Origin of the sequence: Actinosynnema sp. NPDC050436 (genome assembly GCF_040655415.1) — a bacterium.
Classification (GTDB): Bacteria; Actinomycetota; Actinomycetes; order Mycobacteriales; family Pseudonocardiaceae; genus Actinosynnema.
In genome coordinates this window covers 121,607-143,571 of record NZ_JBFAJV010000001.1, presented here as the reverse complement: position 1 = coordinate 143,571, position 21,965 = coordinate 121,607, and the positions used below count along the sequence as shown (strand labels likewise).

Annotated in this window: 18 protein-coding genes; 8 read left to right on the top strand and 10 right to left on the bottom strand. The window is 75.2% G+C overall.

Going from position 1 to position 21,965, the window contains the following annotated elements; all coding sequences use genetic code 11:
- Positions 1–5: 5 nt before the first annotated feature.
- Positions 6–278 carry a hypothetical protein gene (locus AB0I60_RS00645; protein ID WP_360724649.1) on the bottom strand — a complete coding sequence of 91 codons (273 nt, stop codon included), beginning with the start codon at positions 276–278 and terminating at the stop codon, positions 6–8.
- A 472-nt stretch (positions 279–750) separates the two neighbouring features.
- On the opposite strand from AB0I60_RS00645, the gene ligD reads away from it, so the two are divergent.
- Positions 751–2,751: a DNA ligase D gene (gene ligD / locus AB0I60_RS00640; protein ID WP_360725738.1), complete on the top strand. Its 2,001-nt coding sequence runs from the start codon at positions 751–753 to the stop codon at positions 2,749–2,751.
- 75 nt (positions 2,752–2,826) lie between these two features.
- Here ligD and AB0I60_RS00635 read toward each other — a convergent pair whose 3' ends face one another.
- Together AB0I60_RS00635 and AB0I60_RS00630 are read right to left on the bottom strand one after the other, a co-directional pair.
- Entirely contained in the window at positions 2,827–3,111 is a 285-nt protein-coding gene (locus AB0I60_RS00635; RefSeq protein WP_360724647.1) for a hypothetical protein, read from the bottom strand.
- Between the two features lie 318 nt (positions 3,112–3,429).
- Positions 3,430–4,365, bottom strand: coding sequence for a hypothetical protein (locus AB0I60_RS00630; RefSeq protein ID WP_360724645.1), 936 nt, complete (start codon positions 4,363–4,365; stop codon positions 3,430–3,432).
- 176 nt (positions 4,366–4,541) lie between these two features.
- On the opposite strand from AB0I60_RS00630, the gene AB0I60_RS00625 reads away from it, so the two are divergent.
- Both AB0I60_RS00625 and AB0I60_RS00620 read left to right on the top strand, forming a co-directional pair.
- Positions 4,542–5,315, top strand: coding sequence for a hypothetical protein (locus AB0I60_RS00625; protein ID WP_360724643.1), 774 nt, complete (start codon positions 4,542–4,544; stop codon positions 5,313–5,315).
- Positions 5,316–5,395: 80 nt separating this feature from the next.
- The gene (locus AB0I60_RS00620) at positions 5,396–5,800 is read left to right on the top strand and encodes a hypothetical protein (RefSeq protein ID WP_360724641.1); all 405 of its coding nucleotides are present in this window, start codon (positions 5,396–5,398) and stop codon (positions 5,798–5,800) included.
- 63 nt (positions 5,801–5,863) lie between these two features.
- Here the strand turns inward: AB0I60_RS00620 and AB0I60_RS00615 are convergent, their stop codons facing one another.
- The 6 genes from AB0I60_RS00615 to AB0I60_RS00590 are packed head-to-tail and all read right to left on the bottom strand — an operon-like array spanning position 5,864 to position 13,701.
- On the bottom strand, positions 5,864–6,181 hold the full coding sequence (locus AB0I60_RS00615; protein WP_360724639.1) for a hypothetical protein: 318 nt from the start codon (positions 6,179–6,181) through the stop codon (positions 5,864–5,866).
- Positions 6,182–6,240: 59 nt separating this feature from the next.
- Positions 6,241–7,197 (bottom strand): zinc-dependent alcohol dehydrogenase family protein, encoded by a 957-nt coding sequence (locus AB0I60_RS00610; RefSeq protein ID WP_360724637.1) that lies wholly within the window; start codon positions 7,195–7,197, stop codon positions 6,241–6,243.
- Between the two features lie 5 nt (positions 7,198–7,202).
- Positions 7,203–7,976 (bottom strand): HisA/HisF-related TIM barrel protein, encoded by a 774-nt coding sequence (locus AB0I60_RS00605; protein ID WP_360724635.1) that lies wholly within the window; start codon positions 7,974–7,976, stop codon positions 7,203–7,205.
- 14 nt (positions 7,977–7,990) lie between these two features.
- Positions 7,991–9,217 carry an FAD-dependent oxidoreductase gene (locus tag AB0I60_RS00600; RefSeq protein WP_360724633.1) on the bottom strand — a complete coding sequence of 409 codons (1,227 nt, stop codon included), beginning with the start codon at positions 9,215–9,217 and terminating at the stop codon, positions 7,991–7,993.
- A gap of 21 nt (positions 9,218–9,238) precedes the next feature.
- Positions 9,239–9,901: a hypothetical protein gene (locus AB0I60_RS00595; protein WP_360724631.1), complete on the bottom strand. Its 663-nt coding sequence runs from the start codon at positions 9,899–9,901 to the stop codon at positions 9,239–9,241.
- 26 nt (positions 9,902–9,927) lie between these two features.
- A complete protein-coding gene (locus AB0I60_RS00590) occupies positions 9,928–13,701 on the bottom strand; it encodes an amino acid adenylation domain-containing protein (RefSeq protein WP_360724629.1) in 3,774 nt (1,257 codons plus the stop codon).
- A 400-nt stretch (positions 13,702–14,101) separates the two neighbouring features.
- On the opposite strand from AB0I60_RS00590, the gene AB0I60_RS00585 reads away from it, so the two are divergent.
- Positions 14,102–15,325 carry a cytochrome P450 gene (locus AB0I60_RS00585; protein ID WP_360724627.1) on the top strand — a complete coding sequence of 408 codons (1,224 nt, stop codon included), beginning with the start codon at positions 14,102–14,104 and terminating at the stop codon, positions 15,323–15,325.
- 113 nt (positions 15,326–15,438) lie between these two features.
- Complete coding sequence (locus AB0I60_RS00580; protein WP_360724625.1) at positions 15,439–18,234, top strand: BTAD domain-containing putative transcriptional regulator; 2,796 nt, start codon at positions 15,439–15,441, stop codon at positions 18,232–18,234.
- A gap of 52 nt (positions 18,235–18,286) precedes the next feature.
- Here AB0I60_RS00580 and AB0I60_RS00575 read toward each other — a convergent pair whose 3' ends face one another.
- Entirely contained in the window at positions 18,287–18,883 is a 597-nt protein-coding gene (locus AB0I60_RS00575) for an SRPBCC family protein (RefSeq protein WP_360724623.1), read from the bottom strand.
- A gap of 316 nt (positions 18,884–19,199) precedes the next feature.
- Between AB0I60_RS00575 and AB0I60_RS00570 the strand changes: the two genes are divergently transcribed.
- The 3 genes from AB0I60_RS00570 to AB0I60_RS00560 all read left to right on the top strand — a co-directional run bounded on the left by AB0I60_RS00570 (position 19,200) and on the right by AB0I60_RS00560 (position 21,721).
- Complete coding sequence (locus AB0I60_RS00570) at positions 19,200–19,424, top strand: hypothetical protein (RefSeq protein ID WP_360724621.1); 225 nt, start codon at positions 19,200–19,202, stop codon at positions 19,422–19,424.
- Positions 19,425–19,678: 254 nt separating this feature from the next.
- Positions 19,679–20,335 carry a hypothetical protein gene (locus AB0I60_RS00565; RefSeq protein ID WP_360724619.1) on the top strand — a complete coding sequence of 219 codons (657 nt, stop codon included), beginning with the start codon at positions 19,679–19,681 and terminating at the stop codon, positions 20,333–20,335.
- 306 nt (positions 20,336–20,641) lie between these two features.
- Positions 20,642–21,721 (top strand): hypothetical protein, encoded by a 1,080-nt coding sequence (locus AB0I60_RS00560; RefSeq protein ID WP_360724617.1) that lies wholly within the window; start codon positions 20,642–20,644, stop codon positions 21,719–21,721.
- The last annotated feature ends 244 nt before the right edge of the window (positions 21,722–21,965 follow it).

Here is a 21,965-nt window from a genome sequence, read left to right as displayed (position 1 = left end):
CCTGGTCAGTCGTCGTCGCCGTTGTCACCCGCGCCGTCGTGGCCGTGGCCGTGGTGGTGGTGGTGATTGGTCTCGTCCCAGTCGATGTCCACGTCGACTGTGTTGATCTCGTTGAAGGAGTCGTCGATCCACGTGCCCTGGTTGTTCGTGGTCGTGCTGCTCACGCTGTTGTCGTCGCCGTTGGTGAGCGAGGTGTCGGCCTGGGCGACCGCACCGGACAGCGCGAGGGCCGCGATGGACGCCGGGACGATCAGCAGTGCTCGTCGGATGATCGACATGATTGGTGCTCCTCCTGACGGTTGGCGGGTGCGCGCTTCGGCACCCGCAATCGACGTTAGGGCGTGGGCCGGTCACCATCAGGTGGTCCGGAGCCACGTACAGGGATGACTGGCAGTCGAGGTGGTGTCCGGACGAACGACCGTGACGCCGTCGCCGCAAGCGAACCCCCACTTCCGGATGAGTCCCGGCAACCGTCCTGCACGTGCGGTAGCGGTGTTCGGTTCTCGGAACGTGGTGGTGCGCGGGGGAACCGGCTCTTCGCGGCTCGTGCGGGACCGCCGGGCGGTCGTGTCCGCGCCGGCGGTCGGGGGCCGTGCGCGGGGTGCCGATGACCGGGCGGCACTAGGCCATCCGGGTTATCGTCTGGTCCGGCGCGCGGGCGCACCGGGAGCCCGCCGGCCGGACCCGGAGGTCGCCGTGGCCGCCAACTCGCAGCGGGGGCCGTGCGAACCGCCGGCGTGGGTGGAGCCGATGCTGGCGACGCCGGACGGCGGGCGGCTGCCGTCCGGGCCGGACTGGTCCTTCGAGGACAAGCTCGACGGCTACCGCTGCGCCGCACGGGTTTCCCGCGCCGGGTCGGTGGCGCTGACCAGTCGCAACGGGCTGGACCTCACCACGGAGTTCGCCGAGCTGACCGGTCCGGTGGCCGAGGTCTTCGCCGGTCGGGCGGGGGTGCTCGACGGCGAGGTCGTCGCCTACGACGAGCACGGGCGGATCGACTTCGGGCTGTTGCAGGAACGTCGCGGCCGGCACCGGCGGCGCCGCGACCTCCCGCCGCGCGGGGCGGGCAGCGGCGTGGACGTGCGGTTCCTGGCGTTCGACCTGTTGCGCCTGGGCGAGGACGATCTGCTGCGCCGCCCCTACGACGAGCGCCGCGCGATGCTCGCGGCGCTGCCGATGCCCGACCCGTACCGGGTCGGGGTCGTCCGGGCCCTCACCTACGACCGGCTGCGCGTCGAGCGGCTCACGCCCGAACTCCTGCTCCGGCGCGCGGGCGAGGCGGGCTACGAAGGTCTGGTGGCGAAGCTCCGCCGCTCCGCCTACGAACCGGGGCGGCGGTCGGAGTCCTGGTTGAAGCACCCGCTGGTGCGCACGCAGGAGGTGGTGGTCTGCGGGTGGCGACCGGGCCGGGGCGGCCTGTCCGGCTCGCTCGGCGGTCTGCTGCTCGGTGCCCACGACCCGGTCACGGGCGACCTGGTCTACCTCGGCGACGTCGGCACCGGGTTCAGCCGGGCGCAGCGCGCGGACCTGCTTGATGCCCTGAAACCCTTGGAGCGCCGGACGCACCCGTTCGCCACGACCCCGCCGCGCGAGGACGTCGCCCGCGCGCTCTGGGTCGAACCGCGCCTGGTCGGCGAAGTCGTGTACCGGACGTTCACCCGGGCCGGCCGCCTGCGCCACACGGCCTGGCGCGGGCTGCGCGAAGACCGTTCACCGGGCGAGGTCCTTGCCCCCGAAGACGATCACACCACCACCGCGAGCACTCCGACCCCTCCGCCAACCGAGGACCCCGGCACGGCAGACGCCCCCGCAGCGGCGGACGTCGGGCCCGGCGGCCGGATCACCGTCCGGGTCGACGGGACGCGGCTCCGACTGTCCAACTTGGACAAGGTCATGTACCCGGCGACCGGGTTCACCAAGGGCGAGGTCGTCCACTACTACACCGCCGTCGCGCCGCTGCTGCTGCCACGGCTGCGCGGCCGGCCCGTCACGGTCGTGCGCTGGCCGGACGGCGTGGAGGGCCAGAGCTGGTTCGGCAAGAACGTCCCGGCCGGTGCCCCCGACTGGCTGCGGACCGTCCGGCTCGCCGGTTCCGGCTCGCGCGATTCCGGCGCCCCGGTCGAGTACCCGCTGCTGGACGACCTGCCGTCCCTGGTGTGGGCGGCCAACCTCGCCGCGCTCGAACTGCACGTCCCCCAGTGGACCGTCGGCCCGGACGGCGCACCGCGCCCGCCCGACCGGCTGGTGATCGACCTGGACCCCGGCGAGGGGACCACGATCGTCGACTGCTGCCGCGTCGCCGAGCGGGTGCGCGACGTCCTGGTCGCGGACGGCCTCACTCCTCTGGCGAAGACGTCCGGCAGCAAGGGGATGCAGCTCTACGCCGCGATCGTCACCGACCGCGCCGACGCTCCCTCGACGTATGCCAAGCAGGTGGCGCAGCGCCTGGCCCGGGAAACCCCGGACGCGGTGACCGCCGTGATGGGCAAGTCGCACCGCACGGGTCGGGTCTTCCTCGACTGGTCCCAGAACAACCCGGCGAAGACCACCGTCGCGCCGTACTCCCTGCGCGGGCGGGACCACCCGACCGCGTCGACCCCCGTCACGTGGGACGAGGTGCGCGCCTGTCGTCAGCCCGCGCAGCTCGTTTTCACCGCAGAGGACGTCCTCGCCCGCATGGACACCGTCGGCGACCTGCTGGCCGACCTCGACACCACCGGGGCGCCCCTGCCTGCCCGGTCCGGCGGATGACCGACTTTCAGTCCACAGTGGACTTGTCGAGCCGGGGCCCGTTGACGCGGCGACGGGCCCCGGTCGCGTCGTGCCTCAGCGCCGCCCGTTGCTCGACGGCGGCGACGTCGTGGTGCTGGTCGTGGTGGTGGTGGAGGTCGGGCTCGTCTCGTCGCAACCCAGTTCCTCGACGAAGTCCGCCAGCTCCGGGTGGTCGAGGAAGCCCAGCTCGCCCAGCATCTCGCAGATCAACTCGGATACTTCGTCCTGCCTCACCTCGGCGGGGTCGGGTGCGGCGGCCGTGGCCGCGATCGTCGAACCCGCGAACGTGGCCAGTCCCAGGGCGGTACCGATCAGCGCGCCGGCGATGCGGTGGTTCATGACTCCTCCAAGTGGTCGGTCGTACTCGGAAAGAGGTGTTCCCGCGCAGCCGGAATTCAGCCGACGATCCGACTCACGCCACCCGTCCGTGTGGCTGCCAGGGTCATAGCATCCCTGGTCGGGTGACGGTCGAACGCGCTCCGCTCCGGTCGGCCCTGGATCCCGCCGGGAGCCGGAGTCACGGTCGGTTGCCGCGCCACACGATCGTGAGCCTCGGTGCGAGAGTGCGAGGACCGGGTGCACCGCACCGCTGGGCACCTCGGTCTCCTCGCACAGCCCCGTTCCGGACCGCTCCGGTACCGGCTCCCGGGCGGCGCGTCACGCGCGCAGTCGGGCCCACGTCACGGTTGCGCTGCCCCGGGTCCAGAAGTTCTTCGCGCCCCCTCGGGCCACCAGTTCCACGCAGGCCGCGTGGGCGCACTGGCTCACACCGGGGCGGGCCGGGTGGAACTCGTAGTAGTCGAGCATCTTCACCTCGATGCGCGTGGTCCCGTCACGCCGCCAGTTGCGGCGGACCGGTGGTTGCACGATCCACTGCACGCAGTCGATGGCACCGTAGGCGAACTGGAGGTCGGCGTCGCGGTAGTCGCTCTGCTCCAACCTCGTCGTGCCGCTCGTGCCGCCCGCACCGGTCGAACGGCGGATCTTCTCGCGCACGCCGCCGGACCGGGCGATCATGTCGGCGACGTCGATGGTCACCTCGCTGCCGCTCGCGCCGAGGAAGTGCCAGAACAGGGCGGCGGCGAGCGGTCCGGCGGCCAGGACGCGGGCCATGGCGGCGACCGCCACCGTCCTCGGGTCGCCCACCGCGCACATGCAGTCCACTGTGGACCTCGGGTCGGGTCGCGGCACCCTGCCGTGCAGGAGGTCGTCCACCGCGCCGCCGACCGTCGACTCGCAGCGCGACCGGTAGCCCCGTTGGAGGTCGGCCCACGGTGCGGTGGGGCGCAGGTCGTCCTGCACCGGGTGGCACGAGCCGAGGGCCGGGCGAGGTGGGCCCTTGTGGGGTTTCTTCGCCGCTCCGGGGGCTTTCCGCTGCACGGCGGGCCGGTTCGCCTCCTCGGCGCACGAGCAGCCCGGGTGGACCTCGCCGCCGCACCGCTGCACGGTCTGCACCAGGCCCGACACGGCCCGGTTGCCGGCGGCCCGTTGCAGCGCGGCCAAGGGGTGTGCGCGCACGCCGTCGACCCTGCGGCCCACGGCGGGACCACCGGGCACCGCTGCGGCCCGCTCCGCGTCCGGGACTGCGCGCACCACGACCTCCTCCAGCCGAACGACGGGCAGGTCCGACGTCAGTATGCTCCCGGCACCGCCGGCCGGGGCTGCCCTTCCGGGCAGTCACGGGGGCGCCCGCGCGCCCGCCGGCCGAGGCCGGAACCGGGCGCGCGCGGACTGCGTCGCAGTGGCTGGGCATCGGTGAGGGGAGAGCGGTGGGGACCGGGGTTGACGAGGTCGGTCGCGCGGTGGAGTGGTTGCGCGGCACGGTGAAGCTGTTGGCGGTGATGCCGTGGCTGGTGGCCGGGGTGTTCCTGGTGCTGGGCACGGTGGTGACGCGAGGCGGCTACCGCGTCGGGTTCGTCGCCGTGATGGGGATCGTCGCGCTGGCGTCGGGTTTCCTGCTGGTCAACGGGTGGCGCGAGCTCTCGCGCTCGGATCGGCCGGCGGTGTGGGGCGGCGCGGTGTCCCTGGCGTTCATGAGCGGCCTGGCCGTCCTCTGGTCGGGGCTGATGGTGCTGCTGTGGCCGATCACCGGCGGCCTGGTGTGGCTGTTCGCGGTGGCGGTGGTGTCCGGGCTGGTTGTGGTGGCCGTGCGCTGGCAGTGGCGCTTCCACGGCTCGTCGGCGAACGCCGCGTTCGGGGCCGTGCCCCGGCAGGAGCTGGCGGAGTCCGCGCTGGAGGTGCCGTTCCACGCGCCGAGGTCGCGGATCGTGCTGGGCATCGGCGGCGACGCGCTGGTCGTCGGGTCGCCGACGTCCGCCCCGCAGGACCGGGAGGAGGGGCGCCGCTGGGCCGACCTGACCCGGGTGGCGCCGTCCGAGATCACCGCCGAGGACACGCTGAGCACGGGCCGCCGGACCTGGAAGATCAAGCCGGGCAGGGTGCTGCTCCTGCGGTTCGCGGACGGCGAGGTGTGGCCGATCCCGGCGGACGACCCGGAGTCGCTCGCCGCCCTGATCCGCGCGCGAGCCGGCCTGGCGGACTGACCGGGCCACGTCCGGTCGACCGGTCCGGTGCCACGGGTGCGCACCGCCGGCACGGACGGGTGGCCACCGTGACCTGCCGGGTGGAATCGCCCTGGTGGCGCGGCACCGGCCGGCTCCTGCTGCTGCGCTGGGGCGGCGGGCACGACTCGGTGTCCGGCAGATCAGGAGCGGGAGCGGCGATGCGGAGCACGCGGGAGTACGGCCGGGTTCGGGTCACGGCGGTCGGGTTGCTGGGGGCGGCGCTCGTCGCCCTCGTCCCGGGGGTGGCGGCGGCGGACGTCGCCGACCCGGACCAGGTGATCAAGTGCCACGACCTGGACACGGAGGGGAACTCGGTCTTCGGGCGGGAGTGCGACACCGACCACTGGGGTCCGCTGGAGCACTTCGTCATCACCGACGGCAAGGGCAGGGCGTTCAGGTGCGAGTCGGGCTGGGCCGAGGGGTCGCTGTGGGTGCGGGGCCACGACTGCCGGCGCATCAGGTAGCGGGCTGACGTCGGTGCGCGGCCTGCCGACCCGGTCCCGGCGAGCGCGAGCGGGGTGCGGGGATCAGGCGGCGGGCCGCCACAGGCGTTCGGTGCACGCCACCACGAAGTCGGCGAGGACCGTCGTGTCGTGCGCCCCGTGGTCGAAGGTCACGTAGGAGCCCGCCTCCCAGCCGCGCAGCGTCACGTACTCCGGCAGCGCGATGCCGGCGAGCACCTCCTCGGGGCTGCGCCCGTGCGGGTAGGCGAGGTTGACCGCGTCCCAGGTGACCTGGACCCAGCGGTCCTCGCCGGAGGTCCACGAGACCACCGCGCCGTGCTCGCCGGCGGCTGCCCGGTCGACGGCCTCCTCGAACAGGGCGGCGACCGAGTCTCTGTCCACGGCCGCAGCCTAGATGAGCAGGGTTCAGGGGCTCGTCAGCGGTCGTCGGGTCGGTGCGGTCAGCCGGTCAGGATCACCTTGCCCCGGCGGCCCGGCCGGCGGACGTGGTCGAGGGCGGTGGCGGCGTCGGACAGGTCGTAGGTCGCGGCCACGGGTGCCGCGAAACCGGGCGTGCCCAGCAGGTCCACGGCCTGCCCGACCAGCTCAGCGCGCACTTCCTCCGACTCGCGGGCGAGCTGCAACGGCAGCCAGAAGCCGCGCACGGAGATGTCGGCGAACACCAGGCTCTGCGGTGCCACGGCGACCGGGCCGCCGTCGAACAGGCCGATCACCACGGCCCGGCCCCCGTCGCGCAGGCAGCGCACGGCAGCGCTGCCCACCTCACCGCCCACGGCGTCGAGCACCGCGTGCACGCCTTCGCCCCCGGTCACCTCGCGCACCCGACCCACCAGGTCGTCGGTCGACGTGTCGACCACGGCGGCGGCTCCCGGCAGCGCCGCGCCGCCGCTGCGGACCACGCAGGCGCACCGCACCCCGTCCCGGCGCGCGAGGTGCAGGACCATCCGGGACAGGGAGGACCGGGCCGCCGTCAGCAGCAGCCAGTCGCCGGGGCGCAGCGCGAGCTGCCGGACCAGCAGCAGCGCGGTGAGCGGGTTGACGGTGAGCTGGCACGCCACCGCGTCCGACAGCCCGTCGGGCACCGGGACGACGTCCGCCACCGGCACCGCGACGAACTCCTGCCAGGTGCCCTGGGCGGACACGGCCACCCGGCTGCCCGGCGCGGGACCGCCGTCCGTCGTCTCCTCGACGGTGCCGACGCCCTCGAAGCCCGGCACGGCCGGCAGCACCGCCGGACGCCCGTAGCGGCCCTGCACGAAAAGCTCGTCGGACGGGTTGACCGGGCGGGCCCGGAGCCGCACCAGCACCTCGCCGGCCCCGGGCCTGGGTCGGGGCCGCTCGGTGGGGGAGAGCACCTCGGTGGCCGGCCCGTGCCGGGAGAACACGACGCTGCGCACGGCGGTCACGCCCCGCCCGGCGACCGGTCGAGCCGGACGTCCGCGACCGCGACCGAGCCGGAGTGCAGCATCCTGTTGGCCAGCACGTAGGACGCGCCGCCCTCGGTGATGCCCCGGCGCAGGTCCTCGACGGTCCGGCTGCCGCCGGAGGCGATCACGGGCAGGCCGGTGGCCTCGACCAGGGCGCGGGTGAGCGCGTGGTCGAAGCCGCGCCCGGTGCCCTCCCGGTCGGCGCAGTTGGCCATCACCGCCCCGCACCCCAGGTCGCGCAGGGTCCGGCCGAAGGACACGGCGTCGATCCCGGTCGCCTCGTCGCCGCCGTCGACGTAGACCGTCCAGCCGTCCCCGCCGCCGCGCCGGTACCGGGCGTTGACCACGCCCACCAGCCGTTCCGGGCCGAAGCGCGTGGCAGCGTCCTCGACGGTGCGCGGGTCGGCCACCGCGCTCGTGCTGACCGCCACCGAGGCGGCCCCGGCGTCCAGCAGCCGCGCGCAGCCCTCGGCCGAGGGGACGCGGCCGTCGTGCAGGGAGACCAGGACGTCGACCCGGGCCGCCGCGCCGGCCACGACCCGCGCCGCGTCCTCGACCCGCTCCCAGGTGTCGACCACGTCGAGCAGCACCCGCCGCACGCCGCCGTCGGCGTAGTGGCCGACCAGCTCGACCGGGTCCCACGGGTCGCGCACGCCGGGCACGCCGGTCGCCTCGGTGGACCGCCCGGCCGACACGTCCACGCACGGGATGAGCAGGTCGACCAGGGCAGGGGGGTCGGTGACCGGCATGGCGTCCTCCGGGGTCAGGGTGCGGGCAGGGAGCGCAGGCGGGTGCTGCCCGGCGCGATCCGGCGGGCCACCGCGACGGCCGAGGCGATGGCGCTGTCCTGGTCGCCCGGCCCGGTGGTGTGGTGGCCCGCGAAGTGCAGTCCCTCGCGGCCCTGCCACGCGGCCAGCTCCCGCTGGGCGTCGACCACGTCGGTGGTGGGGGTCAGGGCCTGGAAGGTGCTCGTCGCCAGGACCCGGCGGGGCGGGGCGCGGTGGGTGATCTGGCTCTTGAACACGTCCACGCCGTGGGAGGGGCCGCACCAGGTGCTCGTCTCCGCCCAGCCGTCGTGGGCGACGACGTTGTGGGTGGACCACAGCGCGCGGTCCCCGGGCAGGTACGCGGGGTCGAGGTGCAGGGCGTAGCGCACCGGTCGGGAGGTGAAGCGGCGCAACGGGACCGCCGGGCCGGGCACCGAGGCGGGCAGCAGGCGCACGGCGGTGGGCGGCGGCACGGCCAGCACCACCTGGTCCACGGCGCAGCGGCGGCCCGCCGCGTCGACGAGCACGTACCCGTCGCGGGCCGGTTCGACGCGGTCGACCTCCGCGTCGGTGCGGATCTCGGTGGAGGTCAGTTGCGCGGCCAACGCCCAGGCGAGGCTCTCCATCCCGCCGCGCAGCACGCGCACGCGGGGCGCGGTGTCGTCGGCGACGCCGTGCAGGTAGGCCAGGACCACCGGCGCGGACAGTCGCGGCACCTCCGCCACCGGGCACCCGAACAGGCTCGCGGGCAGGGCGCACAGGACGTGGTCCCGCACGGCCGGTGCCGGCGACAGGGGAGCCAGCACCGCGCCGAACGGGACGTCCCGGTCCGGGGTCGGGCCCATCCCGTCGAGGAAGGCCCGCACCCGCTCCCGCAGCGGACCCCGTCCGACGTGCGCGGGCCGGCCCGGGTGGTCGTCCACGAGCAGCGGGGCGGTGGTCCCGCCCGCCGTGAACGTGTGGGACGACGGGACGTCGACCACGTGCCGCCCGTCGACCCCGAGGGCGGCCAGCAGGGCGGCGTGCGGCCCGGAGTCGTCCGCCGCGACCTCCTGGGTGCCCAGGTCGAACGCGCCGGGCACGCCGGCGGCCCACCCCGCCACCGACCGCGCGTTGCCGCCGACCCGGGACCGGGCCTCCAGCACGACCGCGTCGCACCGCCCGTCGACCAGCCAGGCGGTGACCAGGCCGGAGATCCCCGCCCCGACGATGCCCACCCGCACGACGTCCTCCGCCCGCCGCGCTCAGCGCCACGCCCCGGCGGCGGCCCGCCAGAACTGGCCGATGGTGGCTTCGAGCAGCCGGGCCGAGAAGACGGCCTCCTCGGGGTCGTCGCCGCGCGCCAGGCCGTCGTCCGCCACCTCCAGCGCCAGCGCGAGCAGGTCCTCGGACGCGGTGCCCTCGTAGTACTCGTAGAACTCGTCCGGCACGGTGAGCGAGGACTCCCGCGCCCCGGCGGAGATCGCCAGGCAGTCCGGGAAGTAGACCGTCATGTCCGTGTGCAGGGCCAGCGCCAGCGACGCCTGCCGCCCGGTGACGGCGATCCACGACAGGCAGCCGCTGAACGCGTAGATCGTCGGGTCCGGCTGCCGGCGCCGGAGGTCGGCGTCGCCGAGCCCGAGCGCGTGGGCGCACGCCCGGAGCTTGGGCGTGGCGGCGGCGACCAGGTCGGTGATGCGGGTGAAGAACGTCGTGGCCGGGGTGTGCGGGTACTTCGCCAACCCCACCCCGTAGGCGACCAGTTCCGCCTGGTGCGCCTGGATCTCGGTCAGGACCATCCCGCGCAGGTCGTCCTCGGAGAGGCGGCCGTCCGCGATCTTGTCCAGGACCGCGTTGCCGACCGGGTGCTCCTCGCGCAGCGTGCGGAGCCGGCCGGCGAGGTCTGCTGCTTCGGTGTGCGTCGTCATGGGTGCTCCTCGGTCGGTGGCGGGTTTCACCGCACGGGTCCGCCCGCCGGGGCGGCCCCGGCCCAGTGGGCGTGCAGCAGGGCGTCCACCCGGTGTGCGGTCCGGGTGATCGCGTCCGGGTCCTCGCCGCGCGCGGCGGCCTCGGTGATCGCCTCGCCGAAGGCGGTGGACGGCGGGGCCGCCGCGTCCCGGGACGCGTCGAGGTAGCGGAGCAGCGGTTCGGGGGCGGGGCCGCGCCGAAGGGCCAGGCCCAGTTCCGCGCACACCGCCGCGTGCAGCGCCGACGCGCTTCGGACGGCCGCTGCGGCGGCACCGGCCCCCGCGTCGGCGGCCAGGCCGGCGAGGAACCCGGTCAGGTCGGTGGTGACGTCGTCCGGGGCGGGCGGGCCCAGGGACTCGGCGGCGGCTTCCGCCCCGGTCAGCAGGTTCCCGGCGGCGTCGGCCGTGCGCGCGAACGCCGTGCCGGCGGGCGTGCCGCGCAGCCGGTGCGCCAGCCGCGTGTACGCGTCCACCTCGGCCCGGCGCAGGGCGACCTCGCGGACGAGCACGTCGCGCAGCCGTCCGGGTTCGAGGTCGTCGTGCAGCGCCGCCGCGTACCACGGGTTCGCCGCGACGTGCCCGGCCAGGTCGGGCACCAGTCGATCGGCGAGCGCGCCGCCCGACGTCGGCGACCCGTCCGGGGCGACGTCGTCCTGCGAGGTGCTCTCCGGCGTCCCGCTGCCCGGAGGGGGTGGCAGGAAGCCGCAGTCCACCAGGTGGTCCAGGTACTCGTCGAGCAGTCCGGCGTCGACCGGGGGCAGGCGCAGGCCGGAGCCGGCCAGGGCCCGCCGGGTGTTGGTGCGGCTGAAGGCGGGGAAGTGCTCCGCGAACTGCATCTCCTCCACGGTCGGCCCGCCCGCCGTGCCCGGCACCTCGGTGGTGAACATCGGCAGGTACGGGGTCATCGGCCGGCGCGGGTCCTGCCTGCTGCCCTCCGCCACGAGCGCGACCCACTCCGCGTAGGGGACTGCGCGGACCGGGTACCCGCGCCGGCGCAGCCGGTCCACCAGCAGGTCCAGGCGCGCGGGGTGCGGGTTGGTCAGGTTGTGCGTGCGGCCGTCGTGCCGGCCGGTGCGCACGACGTGGACGATCGCCTCGGCGGCGCAGTCGACGGGCACGAAGTCGAGCGGCAGGGCGACGTCCGGCGCGCGACCGGTCTCCACCACCGCGAGGAGCCACGCGCACAGGAAGGTGTCGGTGTTCCAGGTGCCGCGATCGCGGGCGCCGGTGATCTCCGCCGGCCGGTGGAGGGAGACCGGCAGGCCGCGCCGGGCGGCGGCGCGCACCAGCTCCTCCGCGACCCACTTGGTCTCCAGGTAGCCCACCGACAGCCGCTCGGGGAAGTCGAGGGGCTGGTCCTCCAGCACGTAGCGGGTGCCGGTGGCGGCGTACCCGGTCAGCACCGAGATGGTCGAGACGTGGTGGAAGGACTTGGGTGCGGCGCGCGCGGCCAGGTCGAGCAGCGTGCGGACGCTGTCGACGTTGGCCGCCCGCAACGACTCGTACGGGTAGGCGAAGTTGACCGACGCTCCACTGTGGACGATGGCGTCCACGGTGGACGCAAGTCGGGCGAAACCCTCGTCCCCCAGGCCGAGCAGCGGCTCGGACAGGTCGCCCGGCAGCGGGACGACGTGGTCCGCGATCGCGTCGTAGTCCAGCCCGTAGCGGCGCGCGCGCCCGGCGATCCGGCGGCGCGCGTGGTCCTCGTCGTGCGCCCGGACCAGGCAGTGCACCTCGGGCGTCCCGGCCCGGACCAGGCGGTCGAGCAGGAACACGCCGAGGAACCCGGTCGCGCCGGTGAGCAGCACCCGCCGGGGCGGCGCGACGTCGCCGGTCGGCGGTGCGGGGAAGCGCAGCCCCTCCGGCAGGCGGGCCTCCTCCCGGAAGTCCGGAGCCGTCCGCCCGTCGGTCCACCCCTCGGCGCGCGCCGCCTCGACCTGCCGGGCGAACCGCTCCAGGCTCGGGTCGGCCAGCAGGGCGCGCACCAGCGCCCCGGCCCGGTCGGGTGCGAGGCCGGCCTCGCCGCCGACCGCCGCCGCGACCTGGGCGGCCTGCACGGACTGGCCGCCCAGCGCGAAGAAGTCGTCGTGCCGCCCGACCCCGGGGACGCCCAGCGCCCGCTGCCACGCCGCCGCGACCAGGCTCTCGACGCCCTCGCGCGGGCGGTCCCGCTCCTCCACCGGGGCCGGCTCCGGGCCGCCGAGCTCCCGCAGCCGCCGCCGGTCGACCTTCCCGCTGGAGTTGAGCGGCATGGCGTCCACGACCCTGATCGCGGTGGGCACCATGAACGTCGCCAACCGGTCGCGCAGGTGCCGGCGCACCGCCGCGACCAACCGCTCCCGGTCCAGGTCGCGGGCCGCCACGACCCAGCCGCACAGGTGCCCGTCGGCCCCGTCCTCGACCACCTCCACCACCGCGTCCTCCACCTGGTGGTGGGCGGCGAGCACGGTCTCGACCTCGCGCAGCTCCACCCGGAAGCCGGCGACCTTGACCTGCCGGTCGCGCCGGCCGAGGAACTCCAGCACGCCGTCTGCCCGCCACCGCGCCACGTCCCCGGTCCGGTAGAGGACGTCCCCGTCCCCGAACCCGTCCGGCACGAACCTCCGCGCGGTCAGCTCCGGCAGGCCCAGGTAGCCCAGCGCCACGCCGTCACCGCCCACCCACAGCTCGCCCTCCTCGCCGACGCCGGCGAGCGCGCCGTCCTCGCGGACGACGTACGCGGTGGAGTTGTCGACCGGCCGCCCGATCGGCACCGACTCGGCCCCGGCGGGCAGGGCGTCGACCACGTGCGCCGTGCTCAACCCGGAGTTCTCGGTCGGCCCGTAGCCGTCGACCAGCCGCCCCGGCGGGCCCTCGGCCAGCAGCTTGCGGACGACGTTCGGGTTCAGCGCGTCGCCGCCCGCCACCAGGCGGCGCAACCGGCGGAACATCGTCGGCCGCTCGGCGACGAACTGGTGGAACAGGGCAGAGCCCAGCCACATCGTCGTCACCCGCTCGCGGACCAGCAGCTCCTCCAGCCGCGCGGCGGACAGGACGGTCTCCCGGTCCGGCACCACCAGGCGCGCGCCGTTCAGCACCGCGCCGAACAACTCGAAAACGAACATGTCGAACGTCGGATTGACCGTCGCGCACCCGACGTCGTCCGGTCGGAATTCGACGGGTCCGGTGTTGCGGGCGAGTCGCACGATCCCCCGGTGCGGCACCACGACGCCTTTGGGCTTTCCGGTGGAACCGGAGGTGAACATGACGTACGCGGGGTCCCGCGCGGTCAGTTCCGGAAACGGCGGGGGAGCGGACCCGGTGCTCTCCGCGATGTCCACGGCGACGATTCCAGGGGGTGGTCGCCCGTCCGGTGGCGCCGGCACGACCACGGCCCGGCACCCGGCGTCGGCCATGATCGACGCGGTCCGCGCGGCGGGGTCCTCCGGGTCGACCGGCACCCACCGGGCACCTGCCCGCAGGATGGCGAGGGCGGCCACGTACGCGCCGACCGACCGTTCGAGCTGCACCGCGACGGAGTCACCGGTCCGGACGCCGGCCTCGGCGAGCACGGCGGCGAAGCCCTCCACGCGGCGGTGCAGCTCGCCGTAGGAGATGTCGTCACCGTCCTCGGGGGACAGCGCGACCGCGTCGGGCGCGGCCCGCGCCCGCTCGGCGAACAACTCGTGCGCGAGCGCGTCACGGGGGTAGTCCACGGCGGTGGCGTTCCAGCTCCGCACTTGTTCCGCGTGCTCGGCCCGCGTCGATTCCCGATCGTCCACGGCGAAACCCCTCATCGTGGCACGGCACAGTTGCAACGGTATTGCGAGAATGATTTCCCGGGGGATGTCCCCAACGTTAACGAAAGATTTCCAGCAAATGTATTCCTCTTGCCGGTGCGCAGCAAGCGGCCGATCGGGTGCCCGCCCGCAGCAGTGCCGCACTGCTCTTTCCGAGTGGCCGGCCCGAATTCGACCCGGACGGTGAGCGCCCGTTCAGGGGCGGGTCCTCCCACCGCCCTTGTCCACCGGGGCCCGGTGGGGTAGGCGCGCGTGCGCCGGACCGGTCCCCGGCCGCCGTCCGCAGGTCTGCGGACCGCCCGTTCGGACGCCCGTACCTCGTTCGGGGGTAGCGCCGTCGGGTGGTGCCCACGGCCGTCCGACCGTGCCCACCATGGAGGTCATGAACCCCTACACCCTGGACCCGACCGGCCACGACATCCACCGCGAGGGTGCCCGCCTGCGCGAGCGCGGGCCGGTCACCCGCGTCGAGCTGCCCGGCGGCGTGCTCGCCTGGTCGGTCAACCGGCTCGACGTGATCAAGCAGCTGTTCGCCGACCCCAGGGTGTCCAAGGACCCGCGCCGGCACTGGACCGACTGGCGCGAGCGCCGGGTCACCGAGGAGTGGCCGCTGCACATGTGGATCTCGGTGCGCACCATGTTCACCACCTACGGCGAGGACCACCGCAGACTCCGGTCGCTGGTGTCCAAGGCGTTCACACCACGCCGGACCGAGGCGCTGCGCCCCGCCGTGACCCGGATCGCCGGCGAGCTGCTCGACGCCCTCGACGCCGGCCCGGACGTCGCCGACCTGCGCGCCGGGTACGCCTACCCGCTGCCGATCGAGGTCGTGTGCCGGCTGCTGGGCGTCCCCGATTCGTCGCGCACGGGCCTGCGCCGGGCGGTGGACGTCCTGTTCGACACCACCACGACCCCCGACGAGGCCGCCGCCAACCAGCGCCTGATGTTCGAGCTGCTCGACGACCTGGTCGCCACCCGCCGCCGGGACCCGGGCGACGACCTGACCAGCGGGCTGATCGCCGCGCACGGCGAGCAGGACGGCCGGCTCACCGAGGGCGAGCTGGTCGACACGCTGCTGCTGTTCGTCGCGGCCGGCCACGAGACGACGGTGAACCTGCTCGACCACGCCATCGCGGCCCTGCTCACCCACCCCGAGCAGCTCGCCCTGGTCCGCTCCGGCGAGCGCGCCTGGCGGGAGGTCGCCGAGGAGACGCTGCGCTGGCAGGCACCCGTGACCAACGTGCCGATGCGCTACGCGGTGGAGGACATCGACCTCGGCGACGTGGTCATCCGCCGGGGCGACGCGATCCTGCCCGCCTACGCCGCCGCCGGCCGCGACCCGGGCCTGCACGGCACCACGGCCGAGCGGTACGACATCACCCGCGCCGACAAGACCCACGTCGCGTTCGGCCACGGCGTCCACTACTGCCTGGGCGCGCCCCTGGCCCACCTCCAGGCCGACATCGCGCTGTCCGCCCTGTTCGACCGCTTCCCGCACCTCGAACTGGCGGTGGCGCCGGAGGAGCTGCGCCCGGTCCGCTCGTTCATCTCCAACGGCCACGACCGCCTGCCGGTCCGCCTCCGCCCGGCCGCGACCGGCTCGTAGCGGACCGGGCTGCTCCGACCGGGGGCCGCGCGCGGCCCACCGCCATGGGCCGATCGTGGGAACACCCGGCGAGCGGTCCGGGAGCCGGCGGTCGGGCTGCTATCCCTGGGTGCGTGGAGGAGACCGGCACGGCGCTCGGGTTCCGGGTGTTCGGCGACGTGGAGGCCCGCGTCGACGGCGTGCCGGTCGACCTCGGCCACCTCCGGCAGCGCGGGGTGCTGGGCGTCCTGCTGGTCGAGGCCGACCGGGCGGTGCCGGTCGACCTGCTGGTCGACCGCGTCTGGGGCGGCCGGCCGCCCACGCGCGGCCGGGGCACGCTCTACAGCTACGTCTCCCGCCTCCGCGCGGCGCTGTCGGCCGCCGCGCGGGTGCGCATCGACCGGGGCGTCGGCGGGTACCGGCTGGTGGTCGACCGGCAGGCGGTGGACCTGCACCGGTTCCGCGACCTGCTGGCGCGGGCCCGCGCGGCGGACCGCGACGAGTCGGCCGTGCCGCTGTGGGAGCGGGCGCTGGGCCTGTGGCGCGGCGACCCGCTGGTCGACCTGGACACCGCGTGGGCGTCCGGGCTGCGCGCCGCGCTGGGCAGGGAACGCCTCGCCGCCGAGTCCGAGCACGCCGACGCCGCGCTGCGCCTGGGCCGGCACGCCGAGCTGCTGCCGGTGCTGGCCGACCGTGCGCGGCGGCACCCGCTGGACGAGCGGATCGCCGCCCAGCTCGTGCTGGGCCTGTACCGCGACGGGCGGCGGGCCGACGCCGTGGAGCACCTCCGCGTGCTGCGCGCCCGCCTGGCGACCGAACTGGGCACCGAGCCAGGTCCCCGGCTGCGGGAGCTGCACCGGCGAGTGCTGGCGGCGGACCCGCGCCTGACGCCGCCGGCCGGCGCGGTGTCGACCACCGCCCGCCCGGACGTGCCCCGGCAGCTCCCCGCGCCGCCCCGGTCGTTCACCGGCCGGGCGGACGAGCTGGCCTCGGTGAGCGCCGTGCTGGACGCCGCGACGTCCGCCGGCCGGCAGGCCACCGTGGTCGTCTCGGCGGTGTCCGGCGCGGGCGGGATCGGCAAGACGTGGCTGGTGCTGCACTGGGCGCACCGGCACCTCGACCGCTTCCCGGACGGGCAGCTGTTCGTGGACCTGCGCGGGTTCAGCCCCGATCGGCACCCCATGCCGCCCGGCACGGCGATCCGGGGCTTCCTCGACGCGCTCGGCGTGCACCCAACCCGCATCCCGACCGACCCGGACGCGCAGGCCGCCCGCTACCGCAGCCTGGTCGCGGGCAGGCGGATGCTGGTCGTGCTGGACAACGCGGCCGACGCCGAGCAGGTCCTGCCGCTGCTGCCCGGCAGCCCGTCGTGCACGGTGCTGGTCACCAGCCGCCACCGCCTGCCCGCGCTGGTCGCCCGGTGCGGTGCCCACCCGCTGCGGCTGGGCGTGCTCACCGACGACGAGTCCCGGGCCGTGCTGGCCGAGGCGCTGGGCGGTGCGGGCGCGCGGGAGGCGGAGGTCGCGGAGCTGACCGCGCTGTGCGGCGGGTTCCCGCTGGCGCTGGGCCTGGTCGCCGCCCGCGTCCGGTCGCACCTGTCGCCGGCCGAGGTCGCCGCCGGGCTGCGCGCGTCGGGCGTGCGGGCGCTGGAGGACGCCGCCGACCCCGGCGCGAGCCTGCCCTCGGTGCTGTCCTGGTCGCTGCGCCGGCTCAGCGGCGCGCAACGCGACGCGGTCGCGCTGCTGGGGATCGCGCCCGGCCCGGACATCGGGCTGCCCGCCGCCGCCTCCCTCGTCGGGCTGCCCGAGGCGGCGGCGCGCGCCGTGCTGCGGGTGCTGGTGGACGCGTCGCTGCTGGACCACCGGCCGGGCGGGCGCTACGCCATGCACGACCTCGTGCGCGCCTACGCCACCTCGCTCGCGCACGAACTCCCGGCCACCGCCCGGTCGGCGGCGCTGCACCGCGTGGTGGACTTCTACCTGCACACGGCGCACGCCGCGCACTGCGTCCTGGCACCGCACACCCTGCTGGTCGAGCCGGAGCCCGCCGCGCCCGGCACCCGCCCGCTGCCGCTGCCCGACGACCCGGCGGCGATGGCGTGGCTGGACGCCGAGCACCGGCACCTGCTGGCCGTCCAGCACCTCGCCGCCGCCCACCACCGCCCGTACGCGGTGTGGCACCTCGCCTGGTCGTTGAACGAGTTCCACCGGCGGCGCGGGCACCTCGCCCACAACGCGACCACCTGGCAGGCCGCGCTGGACACGTCGGTGGACCTGCCGGACCCGGCCACCCGCACCCGCACGCACCGCAACCTGGGCCGCGCCTACGTCCAGCTCGGCCGGCACCCGGAGGCCGTCGACCACCTGGACCGGTCGCTGGCCCTCGCGCAGCGCCAGGGCGACGTGCTCCAGCAGGCGAGCACGCTGCACTCGCTGGCGGAGGCGTGGGAGCGGCGCGACGACCGGGTGGCCCTGCGGCACGCCAGGGCGGCAACGGAGCTGTACCGCACGCTGCACCAGCCGGTGTGGGAGGCGGTGGCGCTGACGACGGTGGCGTGGTGCACCGCGCGCCTGGGCGACCACGCCACCGCCCGCGAGCTGTGCCGGTCGGCGCTCGGCGTGCACGACCACCACCACAACCCCGGCGGCGAGGCCGACCTGCTCGCCTGCCTCGGCCACATCGACCACCACACCGGTCGCCACGAGCAGGCCGTGCGGCACTACCGGCGGGCACTCGTCCTCTACCGCGCGCTCGGGCACTCCTACGAGCTGGCCAACACCCTCGACGGCATCGGCCACCCCCACGCCGCGCTGGGCCGGCCCGGCGGGGCGCGCGAGGCGTGGGAGGAAGCCGTTGCGCTGTACGAGGACCAGGGCCGCCAGGACGACGCGGACCGCCTCCGCCGCCACCTGGGCGTCCTCGACCCCTGAAGCGCGACCGGCCGCCGCCCACGTCCACGGCCGGCCCGGGGCCCCGGACCGGTCAGCAGGGCTTCTCCGCGGCGGCCTTGAGGTCGGCCAGCCAGGTGTCGAGGCCCAGGTCGGAGTCCTCGTCGGCCTGAGGGCCGGTGTGGGTCTCCTCGGTGCGGACGAGCACGCCGCCGGCGACGGGGACGAAGGTCCAGACGTGCACGCCGTCGACGTGGAAGCCGGGGCCGTCGGCGGGGCCGGTCCAGCGCAGGCACCGGCCGTGCTGGAGTTGGCGGACGGTGGAGGTGATGACGATCGCGGCCGGCGGCGACGTGGGCAGCGCGACGGTGGCCCGGAACCGCGAGCGGGTGCGCAGCGGGCCGTGGTCCAGGCGTTCCACGGTCATCGGGGCGGCGGGCCGCTGCCAGGTGGGCCAGGCTTCCACGTCGGTCTGGAGGTCCCAGACCCGGTGCAGGGGTGCGGTGATGAGGATCTCGGCCCGGTGGCGGGCCTTCGCGGTCGGGTCGACGCCCTGCCCGCGACAGGTGAGCGGCGCCCCGGTGCCGGGCGCGGCCTGGGCCGGGGCGGCGGTGCCGAGGGTCCCGACGACGGCGAGCAGGCTGACGAGCGCTCCCGCGCGGCGGCGGGGCGTGGTGGTGGAGCGAATCACGGGTTCCTCCTGGGTCCACCGGCCGGGTCGACGGCCGGGGACCCGAGCGTGCCGCCCACCCGGACGCGGTCGCGTCGGTGGAAACCACCTACATCCGGCCTGCGCGGGCACGCGCCGCAGCGGCCCGCCCGGTGCCTCACCCGATCGGGGAGGGGCCTGGGGAGCAGGCCCACCGGATCCGGCACGACCCGGGCGCACCGGGTTTCGGTGGACGCCGGCCGGCTACCCGAATCCACATGGGACAGTCGGTGGTCGCCTCGCCAACGCCGGGGTGAGGGCAACGGTCCGCCGACGTGACGCACCACGGGAGTCGGCCATGACCGCCACGCCGTGCCCACCCCCAGGGGCACTCGTCACCTACCTCAACCCCGACGTGCTCGACCCCGCCGCGTTCATCCACGGCGTCGTCATCGGCGAGCCCGTCCTGGACCCCGAGACCACGCACCTGTGGGTGGCCGTGCTGCGCCCGGGACGCGACCTCTCCGTCGTCGACAGCGCCAACATCGTCGAGGTCCAGCCCCGCGTCCGGGACGTCTGGTAGCCCTCCGCCGCAGAAGGTGGGCAGTGCTCGTCTTCTGCGGGGTCGCCGGACCGTTGCCGAGGGGTGCCGCGCGTCGGCCGTCCGGCACCCGCAGCCGCAGGCCGCGCTGGCGTACCGCGATGGACGCGGCCGATGGTGTCCGGCCGGGTGGCCGGGGGTGCGGTGCGGCGCGAGGGTGGGTTCGTCACCGACGACCGGACGGCCCGCACGGGGCGGGCGCGGGGTCGGGGACCTACCCCTTGGGAGGCAGGGCTGTGGCCGACGCCGCACGGATCATCGAGGAGAACCAGGCCCGACTGCCGGTCCGGGAACAGCTCGACAGCAACGACTTCCTCGCCGCCGCGCGGGCGGGGGAGGTGGAAACCGCGCAACTGCAACGGTTGGTGACCGGCGAGTTCCTCATCCTGGACGCCGAGATCTACAAGTTCGGCTCCATGGTGGTGCGCTACCGCCACGAGGTCCCGGCGGCGCTGTTCGCCAACCTGGCCGTCCTGTACCTGGCGCAGCGACGCCTGCTGGCGGACAGCGTGGTGGGCGACGTCGGGCTGGACACCCAGCGGCTGCGCGACTCGGAGATGGAGCCGGCGGTGCTCGACTTCAGCCTGGCCGAGACGTGGGCGGCCGTCCACGCGGGACCCGCCGAGGTGGCGCTCGGGGTGCACACGGACTTCCAGCTCTACGCGCCGGTCGCCCGCGAGCTGGTGGACGCGCTGGGCAAGCTGGACACCGTGCCGGCGTCGCTGGTGACCTTCCTGGAGAACTACTCCGAGGAGCCGGCCGAGCTGACCGGGCGGCTCGCGGAGGTGGTTGACTACGGCCTGGCCGACGGTGAGCCGGAGCAGCGGGTCACCCGCGCGGCCGGCACCATCCCGGACCTGCTGACCGGCTACTGGCGCTACGTCGCCGGCTGACCGCGCGCCGGCGGAGCGCGTTCGGGGATCGGGGCGGCAGGCGTCCGCAGCAGTGCCGCCCCAGCGCCCGCGCACACCGGCGCTCCGAACCCCTCCACGTCCCGATCGCCCGGCCACCTCCCGTGTTCCGGCCCGCGCACTGTTCCGCACGTATTCGGACGGCGGATCGCTTGTCGGCGCGGTGACCGGCGGACATCCTTCTGGTGCCGCCGTTCCCGGCGCGGGTCTGCCACTTCCAGGGGGGAAGCGCCCAGGACTGCTCGTCGACGGCGGCAGCACCCGTTCCCTCCACAGGAGATGGTGTCCATGTCACGTCGTCGCAAGTCCCTCCTGGCGAGCGCGCTCGCCGCCGTGCTGCTCACCTCGTCGGCCGCGCTGCCGACCGCGTCGGCCGCACCGCCCGCCGCGAACGCCGCGTGCAGTTGGGAGAACCACTGCTACGCCACCCTGCGCTGGTCCCACGGTGACGTCTCCGGCGCCGAGACCGAACTCGGCACGTACTCCCTGAACGTCCCCGGTCCCGGTCCGCACTTCGAGACCTCGGAGATGTGGGTCGGCTTCGACGGCTCTCCGATCAGCTGGGTCGAGGCCGGGGTCATCCGCGCGGTGGGCGCGGCGTGCAGCGGCACGCACTGGTTCACCGCCGCGAGCTACCCGGGTGCCGGCTTCCAGCTGCGCTGCCTGGAGACCGCCACGCTCAACACCAAGGCCATGGTGCGCTTGCAGGAGGGCTCCGGCTCGTGGAGCTTCATCCTCAACGGCGCGACCAAGAGCACCTGGTCCTCCACGCCCGCGTCGACCTCCTTCCTGGAGGTCGGCCACGAGTACACGCGCAGCGACGTGAAGTCGAGCATGACCGGCGGCAAGTTGAAGTGGCGGCACACCGGCAACGGCAACTGGTACACCGGGTGGGCCACCCCGAGCTTCCCGGCCCCGGACGACAACCCCACCGCCTCGCCGTGCTACACGGTCTGGGTGTCCCAGCCCAAGGACATGCGGGCCCGCTGCAACATCCCCGCGCTCGCCGGGCAGCCCGAGTCGGTCGAGCGCGGGCCGGAGCCGGCGCTGTCGCCGGCCGACGAGGCGCTGCGCGTCGCCAGGACGATGGGCGAGCCGAAGAACGCCCGGGTGGTGCGCAGCGACCGCGACCCGGTCAACGCGCTGCTGGCGGCGGACATCCGCGCGGACGGCGAGCTGGCGGTGTACCAGTTCGACGGTGACTTCCGCGCCCACTCGGTGCCGCGACCCCGTGGGGCGCAGGCCCCGACCGGCACGGCGTTGACGGTGGTCGTGGACCAGGCGTCCGGGCAGGTCCGGACGGTCCACCTCACGCCGGCCGCAGCGCCGGACATCGCCGCGCTCGGCACGCCCGCCGGCCTCCGCTGAGCCGGGAGCACCGGGACCGGGGTCGACCCGGACAGCCGACCGGCCCGTGGTCGCGGCCGGCGCGATGCGCACCTTGAACGGCGCAAAGCGTTGCACCGCAACGACCACGGGCCGATCGGCGTGCCGGGGGACAGTGCGCCCGGCGCGTTCAACACGTTCAACACCAGGCCCTCCACCAGTCCTTGTCCACCTCGCGTGGGAAATGGTCGACTGGGGAACAAGACCGCAGAGGGCCATCGGGACG